Origin of the sequence: Pseudomonas sp. SD17-1 (assembly GCF_029201585.1) — a bacterium.
In the GTDB taxonomy this organism is placed as follows: Bacteria; Pseudomonadota; Gammaproteobacteria; order Pseudomonadales; family Pseudomonadaceae; genus Aquipseudomonas; species Aquipseudomonas palmensis.
Genome location: NZ_CP104044.1, coordinates 4,968,878 through 4,985,356, shown reverse-complemented (window position 1 = coordinate 4,985,356; position 16,479 = coordinate 4,968,878). Strand labels below are relative to the sequence as shown.

15 protein-coding genes are annotated in these 16,479 nt (G+C 60.2%); 7 read left to right on the top strand and 8 right to left on the bottom strand.

Translation table 11 applies throughout. The features are described from left to right. Entirely contained in the window at positions 1 to 501 is a 501-nt protein-coding gene (locus N0B28_RS22715) for a sigma-70 family RNA polymerase sigma factor (RefSeq protein WP_043863856.1), read from the bottom strand. 141 nt (positions 502 to 642) lie between these two features. On the opposite strand from N0B28_RS22715, the gene N0B28_RS22710 reads away from it, so the two are divergent. From N0B28_RS22710 to N0B28_RS22700, 3 genes are all read left to right on the top strand, one after another. After that, complete coding sequence (locus tag N0B28_RS22710; RefSeq protein WP_275728940.1) at positions 643 to 1,653, top strand: NAD(P)-dependent alcohol dehydrogenase; 1,011 nt, start codon at positions 643 to 645, stop codon at positions 1,651 to 1,653. A 244-nt stretch (positions 1,654 to 1,897) separates the two neighbouring features. After that, positions 1,898 to 2,146 (top strand): type II toxin-antitoxin system HicA family toxin, encoded by a 249-nt coding sequence (locus tag N0B28_RS22705; RefSeq protein WP_078481358.1) that lies wholly within the window; start codon positions 1,898 to 1,900, stop codon positions 2,144 to 2,146. Further along, positions 2,146 to 2,487: a type II toxin-antitoxin system HicB family antitoxin gene (locus N0B28_RS22700; protein ID WP_043863853.1), complete on the top strand. Its 342-nt coding sequence runs from the start codon at positions 2,146 to 2,148 to the stop codon at positions 2,485 to 2,487. The genes N0B28_RS22705 and N0B28_RS22700 overlap by 1 nt, the downstream gene beginning before the upstream one ends. Before the next feature lie 82 nt (positions 2,488 to 2,569). Here N0B28_RS22700 and N0B28_RS22695 read toward each other — a convergent pair whose 3' ends face one another. From N0B28_RS22695 to N0B28_RS22675, 5 genes are all read right to left on the bottom strand, one after another. Beyond that, positions 2,570 to 4,861: an autotransporter domain-containing protein gene (locus N0B28_RS22695; RefSeq protein ID WP_275728934.1), complete on the bottom strand. Its 2,292-nt coding sequence runs from the start codon at positions 4,859 to 4,861 to the stop codon at positions 2,570 to 2,572. Positions 4,862 to 5,150: 289 nt separating this feature from the next. Continuing rightward, positions 5,151 to 5,930: a class I SAM-dependent methyltransferase gene (locus N0B28_RS22690; RefSeq protein ID WP_100634089.1), complete on the bottom strand. Its 780-nt coding sequence runs from the start codon at positions 5,928 to 5,930 to the stop codon at positions 5,151 to 5,153. Between the two features lie 118 nt (positions 5,931 to 6,048). Beyond that, positions 6,049 to 7,104 (bottom strand): membrane protein, encoded by a 1,056-nt coding sequence (locus tag N0B28_RS22685; protein WP_043863850.1) that lies wholly within the window; start codon positions 7,102 to 7,104, stop codon positions 6,049 to 6,051. Between the two features lie 96 nt (positions 7,105 to 7,200). Continuing rightward, entirely contained in the window at positions 7,201 to 7,581 is a 381-nt protein-coding gene (locus N0B28_RS22680; protein ID WP_058540570.1) for a RidA family protein, read from the bottom strand. A gap of 28 nt (positions 7,582 to 7,609) precedes the next feature. Continuing rightward, a complete protein-coding gene (locus N0B28_RS22675) occupies positions 7,610 to 8,746 on the bottom strand; it encodes an FAD-dependent oxidoreductase (RefSeq protein WP_275728928.1) in 1,137 nt (378 codons plus the stop codon). Positions 8,747 to 8,926: 180 nt separating this feature from the next. Here N0B28_RS22675 and N0B28_RS22670 point away from each other — a divergent pair, with 180 nt between their 5' ends. Beyond that, a complete protein-coding gene (locus tag N0B28_RS22670; protein ID WP_054916367.1) occupies positions 8,927 to 9,541 on the top strand; it encodes an XRE family transcriptional regulator in 615 nt (204 codons plus the stop codon). Positions 9,542 to 9,604: 63 nt separating this feature from the next. On the opposite strand, the gene N0B28_RS22665 is transcribed toward N0B28_RS22670, so the two are convergent. Further along, complete coding sequence (locus N0B28_RS22665; protein WP_043863846.1) at positions 9,605 to 10,642, bottom strand: ABC transporter substrate-binding protein; 1,038 nt, start codon at positions 10,640 to 10,642, stop codon at positions 9,605 to 9,607. Between the two features lie 359 nt (positions 10,643 to 11,001). Beyond that, on the bottom strand, positions 11,002 to 11,433 hold the full coding sequence (locus N0B28_RS22660; protein ID WP_275728923.1) for a hypothetical protein: 432 nt from the start codon (positions 11,431 to 11,433) through the stop codon (positions 11,002 to 11,004). Between the two features lie 725 nt (positions 11,434 to 12,158). Between N0B28_RS22660 and N0B28_RS22655 the strand changes: the two genes are divergently transcribed. From N0B28_RS22655 to N0B28_RS22645, 3 genes are read left to right on the top strand one after another with little or no spacing between them, the layout of a single operon-like run. Beyond that, positions 12,159 to 14,078, top strand: coding sequence for a class I SAM-dependent DNA methyltransferase (locus N0B28_RS22655; protein ID WP_275728920.1), 1,920 nt, complete (start codon positions 12,159 to 12,161; stop codon positions 14,076 to 14,078). Further along, the gene (locus tag N0B28_RS22650) at positions 14,075 to 15,418 is read left to right on the top strand and encodes a restriction endonuclease subunit S (RefSeq protein ID WP_275728917.1); all 1,344 of its coding nucleotides are present in this window, start codon (positions 14,075 to 14,077) and stop codon (positions 15,416 to 15,418) included. The genes N0B28_RS22655 and N0B28_RS22650 overlap by 4 nt, the downstream gene beginning before the upstream one ends. Then, positions 15,415 to 16,362: a GIY-YIG nuclease family protein gene (locus N0B28_RS22645; protein WP_275728915.1), complete on the top strand. Its 948-nt coding sequence runs from the start codon at positions 15,415 to 15,417 to the stop codon at positions 16,360 to 16,362. The genes N0B28_RS22650 and N0B28_RS22645 overlap by 4 nt, the downstream gene beginning before the upstream one ends. Positions 16,363 to 16,479: the final 117 nt, after the last annotated feature.

The window sequence follows — 16,479 nt, the reverse complement described above, 5'->3', positions numbered from 1 at the left end:
TCAGTCGTCCGTCAGCAGCAGGCAGTGGGTCATGGCGCGGATCATGTGTTTTTTCACCGTGGTCACCGACACGCCCATGCGCTCGGCGGTGGCCACGTAGCTCAGGCCCTCGAGCTGCACCGCCAGGAAGATCTGCCGGGTGCGTTCGCCCATGCCGTCGAGCAGGGTATCGACGGCCACCAGGGTTTCGAGAATCAGCAGGCGCGTTTCGGGCGACTCGACGACGCGCTCCGGGCGGGTGGCCAGTTCGGCGAGGTAGGCCTGTTCCAGGGCCTTGCGGCGAAACTTGTCGACCATCAGCGCATGGGCGATGGCGCCCAGGTAGCTGCGCGGTTCACGAATGGTCTGGGCATTGCGTGCGGTCAGCACCCGGATGAAGGTGTCCTGGGCAAGGTCTGCGGCATCGCTGGCGTTGCCCAGGCGCGCGCGCAGCCAGCTTTTCAACCAACCGTTGTGTTCGCTGTAGAGCGCGTGCAGGGCAGCGTGATCGGGTGCGGGCATGGCGCGGAGGATACTGAGTAATTGATAATTAGTCGCATTATTGTGGTTTGCCGGCGGATTGTGCAAGTGCTGGTGCTTGACCTGCGTCAGGCACGGGCGAAGACTGGTTGACCCTTTACAGACACGAGCGAGGCGCTTCCCATGAGCCACAAGGCCATTTACGTTCAACCCGGCGGCGGATATGACAAGGTGCAGGTGGGCACGTGCGAAGCGCTGGCGCCGCAGGCGGGCGAGATCACCGTGCGCCTGCGTGCCAACTCGCTCAACTACCACGACTTTGCCGTGGTCAGCGGCATGTGGGGGCCTGCCGAGCCGCGCATTCCGATGGCCGATGGTGCCGGTGAAGTGGTGGCCGTGGGCGCCGGGGTGAGCGAGTTCGCTGTCGGTGATGCGGTGGTCAGCACCTTCTTCCCCGACTGGCTGGATGGCGCGCCGCTGATCGAAGGCTTTGCCACGGTGCCGGGCGATGGCATCGACGGCTATGCCCGCGAGCAGGTGACGGCCCGTGCCACTTCGTTTACCCATGCGCCCAAAGGTTGGAGCCACGCCGAAGCGGCCACGCTGACCACTGCGGGCTTGACCGCCTGGCGTGCACTGATGGCCGACGATGCACTCAAGCCAGGTGACACGGTGCTGGTGCAGGGCACCGGCGGGGTGTCGATCTTCGCCTTGCAGTTCGCCAAGCTGGCGGGTGCCACGGTGATCGCCACCTCGTCCAGCGACGCCAAGCTCGAACGCCTCAAGGCCCTGGGCGCCGACCACCTGATCAACTACCGCACCACCCCGGCCTGGGGCGAGCAGGTGCGCAGCCTGACCCACAATCGTGGTGTGGACCATGTGATCGAAGTGGGCGGCCCGGCCACGCTGGAGCAATCGATGATTGCCGCGCGCATTGGCGGGCACATCTCGTTGATCGGTATCCTCACCGGCGTAGCGGGGCAGTTGCCGCTGGTGCAGGCGCTGGTGCGCCAGTTGCGCCTGCAGGGGGTACTGGTGGGTAGCCGTGCCCAGCAGCAGGCCATGGTGCGCGCCATCGACGCCAACGGCCTTCGCCCGGTGATCGACAAGCACTTTGGCCTGGAGCAGATCGCCGATGCGTTCCGCTATCAGGAAACCAACCAGCATTTCGGCAAGATCGTGCTGGATATCTGAGGCACGCCCCGACACGACAAAGCCCGCTTCTGGCGGGCTTTGTCGTGTCTGATACGAGGAAATCAGGTAAGGCGGGTAGGCAGTTTCCTCAATTGGGATGAGAGGTGTCTTGACCACTGTGGGGCTGCTGTTCACAGCGGTTCATCTGGGGTTTCCTGGCGCGCCTGAGTCTGCAGGTGAGCGAAAAGGCATGAATTGTCTTGGCGGAATCTTGCGACTAAAATCAGTCGCAGTCGGAGGTTCAATGTCCCGCCACGAAAAGCTTCTGGCCAAATTGAGCAACAAGCATTCCGTATTCACCTGGGGTGAGCTGACCGCGCTTTTGAGCGGCTTTGGATATCGACAGATCAACGGTAACGGAAGCCGAGTGAAGTTCGATAACGGGAATCCGCTGGCGATGATCAACTTGCATAAGCCACATCCCGGCAACGAGCTGAAGGCTTACATCAGATGCCAGGTTATTGAACACTTGAAAGCCGGAGGGTTGATTTGATGGGCACACTGTTGCATTACAGGGGGTATCACGGCTCCATTGAAGCCAGCCCAGAGGACAACTGTCTATACGGCAAGGTGCAGTTCATCCGGGCTCTGGTGAGCTATGAAGGAGAGACTGTGGCACAGTTGGACGCGGCATTTCGCGAGGCCGTGGATGACTATCTACACACATGTGCAACCTTGCATCAGGCTCCCGAAACCCCATGTAAAGGCTCATTCAATGTGAGGGTTGGCCATGACCTGCATTTGGCCGCCAGCGTGGTTGCCAACCGGCAGAGTATTTCGCTCAACGACCTGACGCGCCGGGCATTGACCGCCTACCTGAGTCACCATGAGTAGTACGATACGCTTGCAGCGCGCCTGAATAAGCGCCACGACAAAGCCCGCTTCTGGCGGGCTTTGTCGTGTCTGGCGGTTGAGGTCAGAAGTCGTAGCGCACGTTGGCGGTGAAGGTGTCGGCATCGAAGCCGCTGCTGGTCAGGTAGTTGTACGACCCGCCCACGCTCCAGGCACCGACGCGGTAGGTTGCGCCCAGGCCCAGCTCGTAGCTGTCGCGGGCCGGGGTGGCGCCGCGGGTGGTGAATGGCGTGCCACCCAGCACGAAGGTGGAGGTGGTGCCGGCCTTGTCGCCGATGAAGTCATGCCAGGCCATCAGCTTGGCTTCCGGCTCCAGGCTGCCCACGCCCAGGTTGAAGGCGGCTGCCAGGCGTGCGCCCAGGCCCATCTCGCCGATTTCGTAACGCTGGCTGCCGACGTTGAGCGCCGCCGAGCTGCCTTTTTCACGGTACGAGTCGATCGAGACATTGGCGTAGCGCGCGCCGATCTGCGGCTCGAGCACTACCTGGCGGTCGAGCTGGAAGGTGTAGCCGGCCAGCGCGTTGACGCCGAAGATCTCGCTGTCGTAGTCGGCCTTGGCGCGGCTGCCGGCGATGTAGCGTTTGGACTCGTTGTCGTTCCAGCCGTACATCACCGAAGCGTCGACGAAGTAGTTGTCGAGGGTCCAGTTGCCGTACAGGGTCAGGGCATGGCCGCTGACATCGGTCTTGTTGCCCCGGTCGGATTTGACGTCGCTTGTCAGGTAGCTGTACGCCAGGCCCACGGTGGTATCGGGGTCGAGCTTGCCGTCGGCGCCCACGGCGATGCCGTTGGTGTTGGCATCGTAACCGTCGATACCGTGGCGACGATCCTGATCGGCATCGCTGGACAGTGCCTGTACCCATACGCCAGTGCCCGACAGGCCTTCACCGGACGACAGGCCGTTGCGGGCATTGCTGGAGCGGCGGGTGACGGCGTTGCCTACCAGGGTCTGGCTGCTGGTGGCGGCATTGATCACGCCGCGGCTGACATCCGGGGTCAGGGTTTCGGCGAGACTGGCCAGCTGCGCATCGCTGCTGGCGTTGGCGAAGGCCTGGAATACCGGATCGCTTTCGCTGAGCCGGCCCATCACGGTGTTCTTGAACGGTTGTATGGCATTGACCGCATTGCGCGAAGCACGGGCGCCGAGCAGGGTCTGCTCGATCGCTTCATCGCTGCGGGTTGCGACCAGCGCCTTCACATCCTGGCCCTCGATGCCGAAGTTTTTCACTTCGAGCAGCGCCGAGGACGAGACCACCGACAGGTTCTGCGCTTCTTCCCAGGTGCCGGAGTTCAGCAGGGTGTAGCGGGTGCCCTGGGCCGGGGTGCGGAAGTCGTCGGAGCGGGCTTGCAGCTCGATCTGGCTACCTGCGGAGAAGTAGGTGTTGCCGGTCACCTTGAGGATCGGTGAATCGGGCAGCGTCGTGTTATCCAGCAGCAGACGCAGGCGGGCGGTGTCGCTGTCGAGGTCGAGATCGCCGTCCAGCGTGGTGTGCGGCGCCAGCAGGGTCAGGGTGCCACCGTCGATGTCCACGTAGCCGGCACGGATGGTCGAACCGCCGAAAGCCACGTCGCCTTTGACCAGCACGCCACTCAGCCCCAGCAGATCGCCTTTTACCTGGCCGCCGGACCAGTAGAAGTACGACTGCGCGTTGCTGTCTTCGGCCAGAATCGCCGCAGTGCCGCCTTCGAGCAGGCCGGCGGTCTGGGTGATCGAAAACAGATTGCTGCCGCTCAGGTTGACCAGATGGATGCCGATGCCATCTGCCGAAATGGTGCCGCTGTTGTTGATGTTGCTTTTGTAGGGCGGGGTGATGGACCCGCTGAAGACGGCATTCTCGACTTCGATACCGGCCGAGTCGGCGCCACGCGCGGTGATGGTGCCGCTGTTGATGATGCTCGACTGGGTGGAGGTGATCATCATGCCGTTGGCGTTCTGGCCCGTCACGGCAATGCTGCCGCTGTTGATCATATCACCGGCAATATTGGCCAGGTACAGGTCCAGGCCCATGGCGCCTTCGCCGGTCACGTTGATGCTGCCCTGGTTGACCAGGTTGCCGCCGATGCTGGAATCGAGGGTGAGGGAAATGGCCGAGGGAATATCGGTGGCACTCGCCGCGCTGAGGTTGATCGCGCCGCTGTTGGTCAGGTTGCCCAGCACAGTGACATCGATCAGCTCGACGCCGGCGTTCTGCGATGTGCCGCTGAAGGTAGCGCTGCTGAAGGTATCGCCGGTATTGCTGTAGCCACCGGAGCTGAGGTCGTGGTTCAAGTCGATAGCGGGAGAGGCATTGGCCGTGGCTGTAGCAGCGGCAATGGAAAGCGCCAGCAGTGAGCGGCGCAGCGATGCAGTATTCAAGAGGGTGTCCCTTCCAGGGTCGGAAACCGACGCGGGACAACCAGCGCATGCTGCGTCTGTATCGGCCATCCCTGCCGGCTTGTCAGTGAGTGCTGAATCAAGCGCTGGGTACTGTACAGGATGGTTGTAGGACAATTCGGCAGCAAAAGCCGGGTAGGCTGCTTTTCACGGAAAAATGTGAATCAGCCTGCATCTGTAGGGAAAACAGGCAGATTGGCGGGAATTTAATGGGTCGTGTGGGGTCGACCGGTGTCGTCCTGGCGAAGGCCAGGACGTCTTGCAACCGCAATCAGGCGAAGCTGATGTTGATGCGCTGCTGGCCGTAAACGACTTTGGCGGCAGAGATCAGCTGGTGCGGGATCTCCACGAACGGAATGTCGGAGTTGGTCAGGGCGATGTCCACCAGTTGCACCATGATCGAGTTCTTGCGCACCAGGATCACGTCCGACCAGTCGGTGTTGGTCATGGCCAGCGGGATGAAGTCGGAGCGCTTCATGAAGCTGCTCAAGGCTTCGAGCACGCCCAGGTTCTGCTTGGTGCCATTGGGGCTGTGGCAGCAGTCGTTGAGCAGGATGAAGCCATCCGGGCCGACCAGTTCCTGGTAGTACATCAGGTCGCGCAGGATGAATTCGTACTGGTGGCTGGCATCGATGTACACCACGTCGAAGGTCTCGATGCCGGTACGCGGCTGGATCGCGTCGATGGCGCGGATGGTGTCGGCGCGGATGACGGTGACGTTGTCCTTGTCGGCGAAGCGGTCCAGGCATTGCTGGTAGAGGTTGTCGAAGGTGGCCTGCTCATGCATCGGGCCGCCGTAGTAGTAGGCGTATTTCTCTGGCGGCTCGACCCATGGCGGCAACTGGTCGAATGGGCTGTAGTCGTCATTGGAGGCAGGGCTCCAGCTGTCGATCAGCACCATCTTTTCCGGGGTCAGGGCCTGGTAGAGCTTCATCGCGTTTTCGCCGCGCAGCACTCCCAGTTCCGCTACCACCGGCTGCTTGCCATAGGCGGTAAACACCGCGTTGAGTACGTGATAGAAGGTTTCACGGTAGGTTGTGCAGACTTTCATCGGTGACCTGCTCTGCTGCTAGTTCGGTTGCCAAGCATATCGGCCTGGCAATCGATTTCGAGAGGGCCGGTTCGATGCAATTTGTGACGCGCCCGATCAGCGCGTCACTGTCGATTGCTCAAGCCTGGGCCAGGCGGCCGACGCGTAGCCAGCCAAGCACGACCGCGCCAATCAGCAGGAAGCCCAGGTAGCCGAACAGCGGGTAGACCTGCCCCACCAGGCTGACGAACCCGACCAGGCTGCCAACGAACGCAAGGGCGCCAGCGGCCGCCGAGCCGATGCGGAACGTGCGGGTGCCCGCTGGCAGCAATCGCGCCGAAAAGGAGTACAGGGTGCCAACGGCGGTGTTGAGGATCATCAGGAAAATGACCACGGCCATCACCAGGCCAAGCACCGGTGAAATCTCGGTGGCGATGGACAGCATGGGCATGGGCAGGTCGGCCACGCTGTCCAGGCGCGACAACAGCCCCAGGCTCATCACCAGCATCAGCACCCCCAGCAACGCGCCGCCGAAGATGCCACCCCAGATGGCGTGCTTCTCGGTCTTTGCGGTGCCGCCCATGATCGACAGAAAGGGCACCCCGGCCACGATGTTGTAGGACACGTACAACAGTGCCCCCAGCAGCCAATGGCTGGCGCCGGCGTCCTGCTGGCTGGCCAGTTGATCGAGCTCGCCGAAACTCAGGCCTCGGGTGGCCACGCCATACAGGGCCACCGCTACTGCCGTGAGAATCAACAGCGGGGTGGCGGCGCCGATCATGCCAATCACCTTCTGCACATCCAGGCACACGATGGCGACCACGATCACGGTCACCGCCAGGCTGCCGAACAGGGCAGGGATGCCGAACTGCTGCTCCAGCAGGGCACCGCCACCGGCCAGCATGACCACGGTCACCGCAAACATGAAAAAGGTGATCATCAGGTCGACGAAGGCGCCCAGGTAGCGCCCGCACAGGGCGTTCACGACGTCTTTATGGGAGCTGGCCCGCAGGCGGCTGCCCATGCCTGCCAATGCCATGCCGAGAAAGATGAACAGTGAGGCGCTGACCACTGCCCCGAGCAATCCCCATACGCCGAAATCGACGAACATCAGCAGCAGTTCCCGACCGGAAGCGAACCCGGCGCCGACAATCACACCGACGAACGCGCCGGCTATTTTCAGGCTCTCTTTCATGACGATTTCCCTCGAATTATTGTTGTTAGGGCTTATGGGGCGGGCCACTTTCCGTGGCCATGCCGGGGCATCGCAGTGGCAGGCGGCAAGGGTGTGCTAGCGGGCGCCGACCCAGGCCTGGACTTCGATCTCTACGTCGACCCCCAGTGCCAGCTGGCTGCCGCCGACCGTGGAGCGCACCGGAAAACCATTGTCGAAGTAGCGCTTGTACACCTCGTTGAAACCGGCGAAATGTTGCATGTCGGTCAGCCAGACCGTGGCCTTGACCACCTGATCGAACCCCACACCGCACTCGGTCAGGGTTTCGCCGATACGGCTCATGACCGCCTCGGTTTGCTCGCGGATATCCCCGAGCACCACGTTGCCCTGTGGGTCCATTGGTACCTGCCCCGAGAGAAACAGGAAATCGCCGACACGGATGGCCTTGGAGAACGGGTAGGGCAGATGGCTGGGGTAACGCTGCAGTTGTTCGGACATGGCATTGAACCTCGTGGGTGATGAATGATTAACGCAAGCGGGCAGGTGCCAGGCGCTGTGGCTCGACACCTTGATGAAGCAGTGTTTGGGGCAGCGGCTGATCGAGCAACTGGGCGCAGGCCAGTTGCGACACGCCGGCCGCAGACTGGATGCCATAGCCGCCCTGTGCCGCGAGCCAGAAGAAGCCTTCGCGGTGATTGTCCCAGCCGACCACCAGGTCGCCATCGGCGACGAACGAGCGCAGGCCGGCCCAACTGTGACGCGGGCGGCGGATGGTCAGGGAGGTGGCGGCCTCGATGTGGTAGATGCCGGTGGCGATGTCCAGCTCTTCGGGCATCACGTCATGGGGCGGCGCGGGGTCGGCGTTGGCCGGGGAGCCCAGCAACTGGCCGGCATCGGGCTTGAAGTAGAAGCTTTCGTCGATGCCGATCACCGTGGGCCAGCGCGAGAAATCCATGCCCTGGGGGCCGTCGAAGGTAAAGGCTGTGCGTCGGCACGGCTGCAAGCCGATGGGCTTCACGCCACACTGCTGCGCAACCTCATCAGCCCAGGCGCCTGCGGCATTCACCAGCGTGCGCGCGCGCAACTGGCGACCGTCGGCCAGGGTCAGGTGCCAGTGACCGCCTTCGCGCGTGGCGACGCTCAGTTGCGCATCGCATTGCAGCACACCACCGGCACGGCGCATGGCGCGCAAGAAGCCCTGGTGCAGTGCATGCACGTCCAGATCGCGGGCGTCGGTTTCGAGCATCGCGCCAACCATTGCTTCCGGGTTCAGGCACGGCACCAACGCGAGCGCATGCTCGGTATCGATCAACGACACATTGCCAGCCTGTGCTGCACCGACAGCGAAGGTCTGTTCCAGCAGAGCCTGTTGCCCCTGGCCTGCGACATACAGGCAACCGCGAGGCTCCAGCAGCGCATGCTCGGTGAAATCAGCGGGCGGTTGCTCATAGAAAGTGCGGCTGGCGCGGGTCAAGGCCTGGATCTGCGGTGTTCCGTAACTTTCCATGAACATGGCTGCGGAGCGGCCGGTGGCGTGATAGCCCGGCTGGCTCTCGCGCTCGAGCACCACGACCCTGGCTTGCCCAGCCAGGCGATAGGCCAGAGAGGCCCCCGCTATACCGCCGCCAATGATGGCGAAATCGAAACATTCGCTGTCGTGCATACCGAGGTGCCTCCTGTTCCGAGTGGGAGAAGCAATGTCTTCGCCGCTGTTCTTGTAATTCTCAGATACGAGAAATGTAAGATATGAGAATTTTCCAGTCAACCTATTACCTTGAGGTATTATTTTTGGCCCTTGCCCGGCTTGGCCCAGGCATCGTTTCCGTATGGCAGAGAAGTTTGCATGAGCTCCGATCCAGTCTCGCGTTCCCCGGCCCACCCCTTGATAGATCGCGCCCAGGTGGGTGCCCGTCTTCGTGTCATACGCAAGAACCAGAAGCTCACGCTCAAGCAATTGTCCGAGCGTTCAGGCGTGGCGTTGTCGACCCTGTCGAAGATGGAGCTGGCGCAGGTATCGGTGAGTTACGAGAAGCTGGCGGCGGCAGCGCGGGCATTGGGTGTGGACATCGCCCAGCTGTTCAGCCCGGCCAAGGTGAGCGTGGGGGCGGTACAGCCCACGGTGGTGAGCACGGCCATCGATACGGCCGCGGGTTACAGCACGGGCAACTACGAGTACCACCCGATGGCGGGGGATTTTCCCGGGCGCAACATGACGCCGATGTATGCCCGCATCTGCGCGCGTGAGATGAGCCAGTTCGAAGACTACATTCGCCACCCCGGGCAGGAATTTGCCGTGGTGCTTTCGGGCCGTGTGCGCATTCAGTTCGAAACGGGTGAATCCGTCAGCGTTGGTTGCCGGGAGACGGTGTATTTCAACAGCGCGATCGGGCACATCTACCTGGCTGAGGGCGAGGCGGGGAGTGACGCCGAGGTGATGGTGGTGATGACGGAGGTCTGACCTTGTGCTCGGCAGATTCCGAAAGCCATGGGGGGAGTGCCCCATGGCTGGCCGTTCAGGGGGTTAGCGCGACGCCCAGGCGTTGAAGCGTTGCTCCAGTTGTTCGCCATGGTCGGCCCAGAACAGGGGGTCTACCGGCACCTGCTGGGAAAGGTTCGCTGGCGCGGTGGGCAGTTCGGCGATGCGGTCCTTGTCGAGCAGTTGCATGGCCTGCAGGTTGGCGGCGCCGTAGTCGATATGTTCGGCGAAGCTTTTCTGTTGCGCGGGGTCGAGCGTGAAGGCAATGAACTCGCGGGTTTTCTCCTGGCGCGAAGCGCCCCGCGGGATAGCCCAGGAATCGAACTCGTAGAGGCCGCCGGACCAGACGATGTCCAGGTCGTACTTTTTCTTCTGCTTGGCCGAGAGACGGCCGTTGTACACCGAGCTCATCACCACATCCCCCGCGGCGAGATACTGAGGTGGCTGGGCACCGGCTTCCCACCACTGGATATGCGGCTTGATCTCATCCAGCTTGGCGAAGGCGCGGTCCTGGCCTGCCTTGGTGGCCAGCAACGTGTAGACGTCAGCGTGCGCTACCCCGTCGGCGATCAGGGCGAACTCCAGAGTCGATTTGGCCAGCTTGCGCAGGCCGCGCTTGCCCGGGAATTTCTCCACATCCCAGAAATCCTTCCAGCCGGTGGGGGCTTGCTTCAGCTTGCTGGTGTTGTAGGCCAGCACCGTCGAGTACACCAGGAACCCTATGCCGCAGGGCTGGATGGCGCCGGGAACGAAATGCTTGGTATCGAGGCCGATCTGAGCTGGGTCCAGCGTCTCGAACATACCCTCTTCACAGCCCCGGGCGAGCTCGGCGGACTCCACCTCCACGGCATCCCAGGACACGCTGCGGGTATCGACCATGGCCTTGACCTTGGCCATTTCGCCGTTGTACTCGCCGGAAATGATCTTGCTGCCCCGGGCTTGTTGCCAGGGCTTGTAGAAGGCCTTTACCTGGGCCTCCTTGTTGGCGCCACCGAAGGAGACGATGGTGAGGTCGGCCGCGAGGCCGTGACTGGCAGTGACTATCCCCGTTGCGAGTGCTGCGAATTTCAGAGCTTTGATCATTATTGTTATCTCCTACTGTTCAAGGGTGATTGCACATCACTCGAGACACCGGGATCAATCGGTCCTCCCAGACGAGAGACATCCGGTTCTCGTTCCAGCGCTGCAGGGCAAACCGCACAGCCAACAGCAAGGCTCGCCACGCAGCGCAGTGTTCTCCTAAGGTGATTTTGTGGTGCCCTAAGGTTTCATGGGGGTAAGGAGGGTAAAAGCTGACTTTTTCGATTCTTGGATTGGGGTTTACTAAACTATGAATGGATGAGGGGGTTCAATGGACACTCCCGGAGGCGCTGTCGATTTTTGCCATGCGATGTCATACAGGCATGAAAAAGCCCGCGCTTGGCGGGCTTTCTGGGATCGTGTCAGAGGCTGTGTGCGTACTTCTCATCAACCTTGCGTCTTTCAAGCGTGTACTGCTTCAGGTCGATTTCATCCGTGGCCAGCCTTGAGTCGAGATTGTCCATCTCGCTTCTCTTCAAGTTGGACACGTGCGCTTTAGTGGCTTGATAGTTGATCGACTCTGCAGCTTCATACCCGCTGACAGGGTCCCATAAGATCGAGATAGGCCAGAGCAAAAGGTTGACCACGCCAAAGCCGTAGGAGCGTCCATAAAAGGAACCCCCGCCAGGCAGGAGGCCAAGTGCGGCTCCCACGCCAGGGCTCTTCTCCTGAACCGCGAGGTTACTTGCCTTGTAACTTGCGAGTTCCGATTGTTGGACCGAATTGAGGCCGGTTGCGCAGCCTGTGCTCAATACTATGAGCATGGCTGCCGTCAAATTGCGAAGAGCGAACATCCTGGATTCCTTTGGTACCAATCGCGCTCGGCCCCCTCCGGGCCGAGCCGTGGCGGATTCTACAGGGGGCGTGATGTTTTTGTGCCATCATCGGCGGATTGGACACAGTTCCATCAGAGTGGGTGGTGCTGATTGACTTTGGTCTCCCCATCTTCCCAGCCTGTGTGGGAGCTCAAAACTCAGAAAGCCCCAGCGGCCCTGAGATTCCGTATTGCGGAATTTCAGGCAAAAAAAAAGACGTCCGAGGACGTCTTTTCTTTATTTGGTGGGCCGGGGTGATCTGAACCGCTTGACCAATAAGTTGATTTTAAAGGTTATTTTTTTTTGAGGATGTATTTGGAATACCGTTTGGAAATACGCAAGTATCGGATTGACGACGTAGAGAAGACGGTAGGCGCCGAGTTGCATCCCTCCTGTTGCACCCACCTAGGGCACTTCTGAACAATTTAGCACTGGTTAGATGACCTGTGCGGAGTTGCTCTCCATCAACCCTTAGTAGGCGCCACCCGGTGAGTCGGATGAGCTTTCCGATTTGGAGTACGCCTGTAAGCGCAAGCAAACCTACCATGAGCGTTTCATGGCCGAGGCGAATGAAATCAGCACCTTAGCTGTTTGCCGATACTGGCTCGAAGCTATCCAACGGGTTAAGGTGTGGCATTGATCACATATACCTCTCAGGGATGCGGCGAGCACGCCCTCCCTGCTTCTGTGTAAGGAACGTGCGCGTGAACCAGCAGACCCTGGCCCCCTTCATCTGGAATATCGCAGATCTGCTTCTGGGAGCCTTCAAGCCCTCCGAGTACGGCCGCATCATCCTGCCGTTCACCGTGCTGCGTCGTCTGGAATGTGTGCTGGAACCCACCCGCGGCAAGGTACGCAGCCAGTATGAGGCGATGAAAGCCAGTGGCGTGGACATGGACCTGATCTTGCCGACCACGGCCGGTGCAACCTTCTACAACGTCTCGCAGTTTTCCCTTGACAGCGTGGGCTCCACCAGCACTCGAGCCAACCTGGAAGACTACATCGCCAAGTTCTCCGCCAACGCCCGCCAGGTGTTCGAGCACTTTGCCTTTGACCGGTGGCTGGAGAAGCTGGAGAAAGCCAACCTGCTGTACCTGATCACGCAGAAGTTTGCAGCAGTCGATTTGCACCCGGACAAGATCAGCAATCACGAAATGGGGCTCGTCTTCGAGCACCTGATCCGCAAGTTTGCCGAGTCATCCAACGATGATGCCGGGCAGTACTTTACCCCGCGCGATGTGGTGCGCCTGGCCACCACCCTGGTGTTTGCGCCGGATCATCAGGCACTCAACGGCGATGGTGTGGTGCGCACCGTGTACGACTGCGCCGCCGGCACGGGCGGCTTTTTGTCTTCGGCGATCGAGCAGGTCTACGAGTGGAACTCCAATGCCCGCCTGGTACCCTACGCTCAGGAGCTGAATCCGGAAACCTACGCCATCTCCGTGGCAGACAAGCTGATCCAGGGCTACGACACACGTAACATCAAGCTCGGCAACACCTTGTCCGACGATCACCTGCCCCATGAGCAGTTCGACTACTGCCTGGCCAACCCGCCGTTCGGCGTGAAGTGGGAGAACGTCCAGAAGCAGGTGCAGGCCGAACACAGCCAGCAAGGCTTCGCCGGGCGCTTCGGCGCCGGCCTGCCGCGCGTGGGCGATGGTTCGCTGCTGTTCCTCATGCACCTGCTGTCCAAGCGCAAACCGCTTGAGCTGGGTGGCAGCCGCATCGGTATCGTGCTCTCCGGCTCGCCGCTCTTCAACGGTGGTGCTGGTTCGGGCGAATCGGAGATTCGCCGCTGGATTCTTGAGAACGATTGGCTGGAGGCGATCATCGCCCTTCCCACAGATCTGTTCTACAACACCGGTATTGGCACATATATCTGGGTGTTGTCCAACCACAAGGACGCCCTTCGCAAGGGCAAGGTGCAGTTGATCGACGCCACTGCCATGCACGCGCCGATGCGCAAGAGCCTGGGCAGCAAGCGCAAATACCTCTCGGACAAGCAGATCGCTGAAATCGCCAAGCTTCACGACGCGTTTGAGGAGGGCCCGAATTCGAAGATCTTCGCCACCACCGACTTTGGCTACCGCCGCATCACCGTCGAGCGCCCGCTTCGCCTGTGCTTCTCGGTTACGCCGGATAAACTCGGTGCCTACCAGAATACCAAGGGTGCAGACCAGGCAGAGGCCTTTGACGGCGTGCAGGGTAAGTTCGACAACCTGCCGGCCTTCCTCAAGGCTGCCGGCATCAATAAGCTCGGCAAGGGCGCGCTGAAGGCCGCACTGGCCTGCTTTGGCGAGCGTGATGCCAACGCCCAGCCGGTGCTGGACGACAAGGGTAATCAGCAGGCCGATTCCGACCTGCGCGAGTTCGAGAGTGTGCCGCTCAATCAGAATATCGACGACTACTTCGCTCACGAAGTGCTCCCTCATGTGCAGGATGCCTGGATCGACAGCGGCAAGAGGGACGCGAAGGACGGCCAGGTCGGCATCGTTGGTTACGAGATCAACTTCAACCGTTACTTCTACGTCTACCAGCCGCCGCGCCGGTTGAGTGAGATTGATTCCGACCTCAAGGCTGTTGAGTCCGAAATAGCTGCTTTGTTGGGCGAGGTGACGGCGTGAGTCAGCACAAACCGTATCCGACCTATAAAGACTCCGGGGTGGAGTGGTTGGGGCGGGTGCCGGAGCATTGGCGAGTCGTGCGTATGCGCTATGCCGCTACCCTGAACCCACCTGTTCGTAGAGACTTGTTGGAAAATCCTGATCAAAAGGTTTCCTTCCTACCTATGGAGGCTATCGGAGAAGAGGGTTCGCTAAACCTAGAACAGGCACGCGCGGTAACTGAGGTGAGAAATGGATATTCCTATTTTGAGGACGGCGACGTGGCCTTTGCTAAGGTCACGCCATGTTTTGAGAACGGGAAGGGTGCCCTTATGCGAGGACTGCAGAGCGCTGCTGGATTTGGCACTACCGAGCTTACAGTGCTTCGCCCGAATCCTGCGGCTGCAGATGCCCGCTACCTCAACTACATAGTTCAAAGCTCCAGCTTTCGATGCTTCGGTGTCGGCGCAATGACCGGAGCGGGAGGCTTGAAGCGAGTACCAGATGAGTTCACGCGCAATTTTCCGGTGTCGCTTCCTGAGCTAGATGAGCAGAGAGTCATTGCCGCCCACCTTGACCGCGAAACTTCCCGCATGGATGCGCTGATTGAAAAGAAAACCCGCTTTATTGAACTGTTGCGCGAAAAGCGGCAGGCGCTTATTACGCATGCTGTCAACAAAGGTTTTGACTCGAACGTAAAGATGAAAGACTCCGGTCTGGAGTGGCTGGGGGAAGTGCCACAGCATTGGCAAGTTGTCCGTATGCGCTATGCCGTTACCTTGAATCCATCTGTCCGCCACGATTTGTTGAAAGATCCCGAGCAACATGTTTCGTTCTTACCAATGGAGGCTATTGGTGAAGATGGATCTCTGAGTCTTGAGCAAGTGCGCCCTGTAGCCGATGTGAGAAATGGCTATTCCTATTTTGAAGATGGTGACGTGGTCTTTGCCAAGGTCACGCCATGTTTTGAAAATGGGAAGGGCGCCCTGATGCGAGGGTTAAAGAGAGCGGCGGGGTTTGGAACGACTGAACTTACTGTGCTTCGTCCCAATTCTGCTGCTGATGCAAATTACCTCAGCTATGTAGTACAAAGCTCCAGTTTTCGAGCCTTCGGTACCGGTGCAATGACTGGTGCTGGCGGCTTGAAACGGGTGCCTGACGAGTTCACGCGAAATTTTCCGGTTCCGCTGCCTGTGCCCAGAGAGCAATGTGCGATCGTAGCTCGACTTGAGCGGGAGACCATCCGCATAGATGCGCTGAAGCAAAAAACGGAGTACAGCATTGCCCTCTTAAAAGAACGCCGCTCCGCCCTGATTTCCGCCGCGGTTACTGGGCAAGTCGATCTAAGGAGCGCGCTATGAGCCAAGGTCGTAGTCTTCGTCTGTTTCTGGTGGACGGCACGCCTAATGGCCTGCTCACCGCCGAGATCATGAATTGGACCGGCCATGTGCTGACCGGCCCGCGTTCTAAGCTGGCTGAACTTGTGCAGCGCCCTGAATGCGCGCGTACTGGCGTGTACTTTCTTGTCGGCCCCGACCCGGACGACAGCCTGCGTACCCGGGTGTATATCGGCGAGTCTGATGATGTGGCCCAGCGGTTGAAGCAACATAACCGGCCACAAGAACAGGGTGGCAAGGATTTCTGGGAGCGTGTGTGCCTTATTACCAGCAAGGACCAGAACCTGACCAAGGCCCATGCCAAGTATCTAGAGAGCCAGCTTATCCAGATCGCCAGTCAAACCGGTCGCTGTGTAGTTGGCAATGGCACAGCGCATAGCTACACCAACCTGCCTGAGTCAGACCGCGCTGACATGGCGTTTTTCCTCGATCAGATTCGCATCGTGCTACCTGTGCTGGGCTTCGACTTCCTACGCGAGCTGATCAAACCCTCCAAGCTCGTTATGGCACCCGTCGAGCAACCGGTTAGCCAGTCGCCTCGTTTTATATTACAGCTTCCAAAGAGCAAGGACCGCGCGCTGGCGCAAGAGGTCGATGGTGAGTTCTTCGTCCTGAAGGGGGCACGGGCTCGCGCTCAGTGGGTAGGAACTGCGGATCACAACTACCGGAATCTGTACCAGCAGTTGGTGAGTGATGGTGTGATTGTCAGTGACGGAAGTGAGTACCTGGTGTTCAAGGACGACTATGCCTTCAGTAGTCCGAGTGCCGCAGCAGCGGTTGTGTGTGGGCGTGCAGCCAGTGGTCGAACCGCTTGGCTGGTCGAGGGTAGTGCCGAAACTTATGCCGCCTGGCAGGACAGCCAACTGAACGGTATTGGTGTGAAGCCAGAAACCGAGTCGCTCGATTAATAAGATCAAGCAGCCGCAGCGGTTGATCTTGCTGGTTCCACCAACTTACGGACGTGGCTGGCGGCATCTACAACGACGGTGAGTGGATGTGCCCCAGCTGTATCAGTAAATACGCCC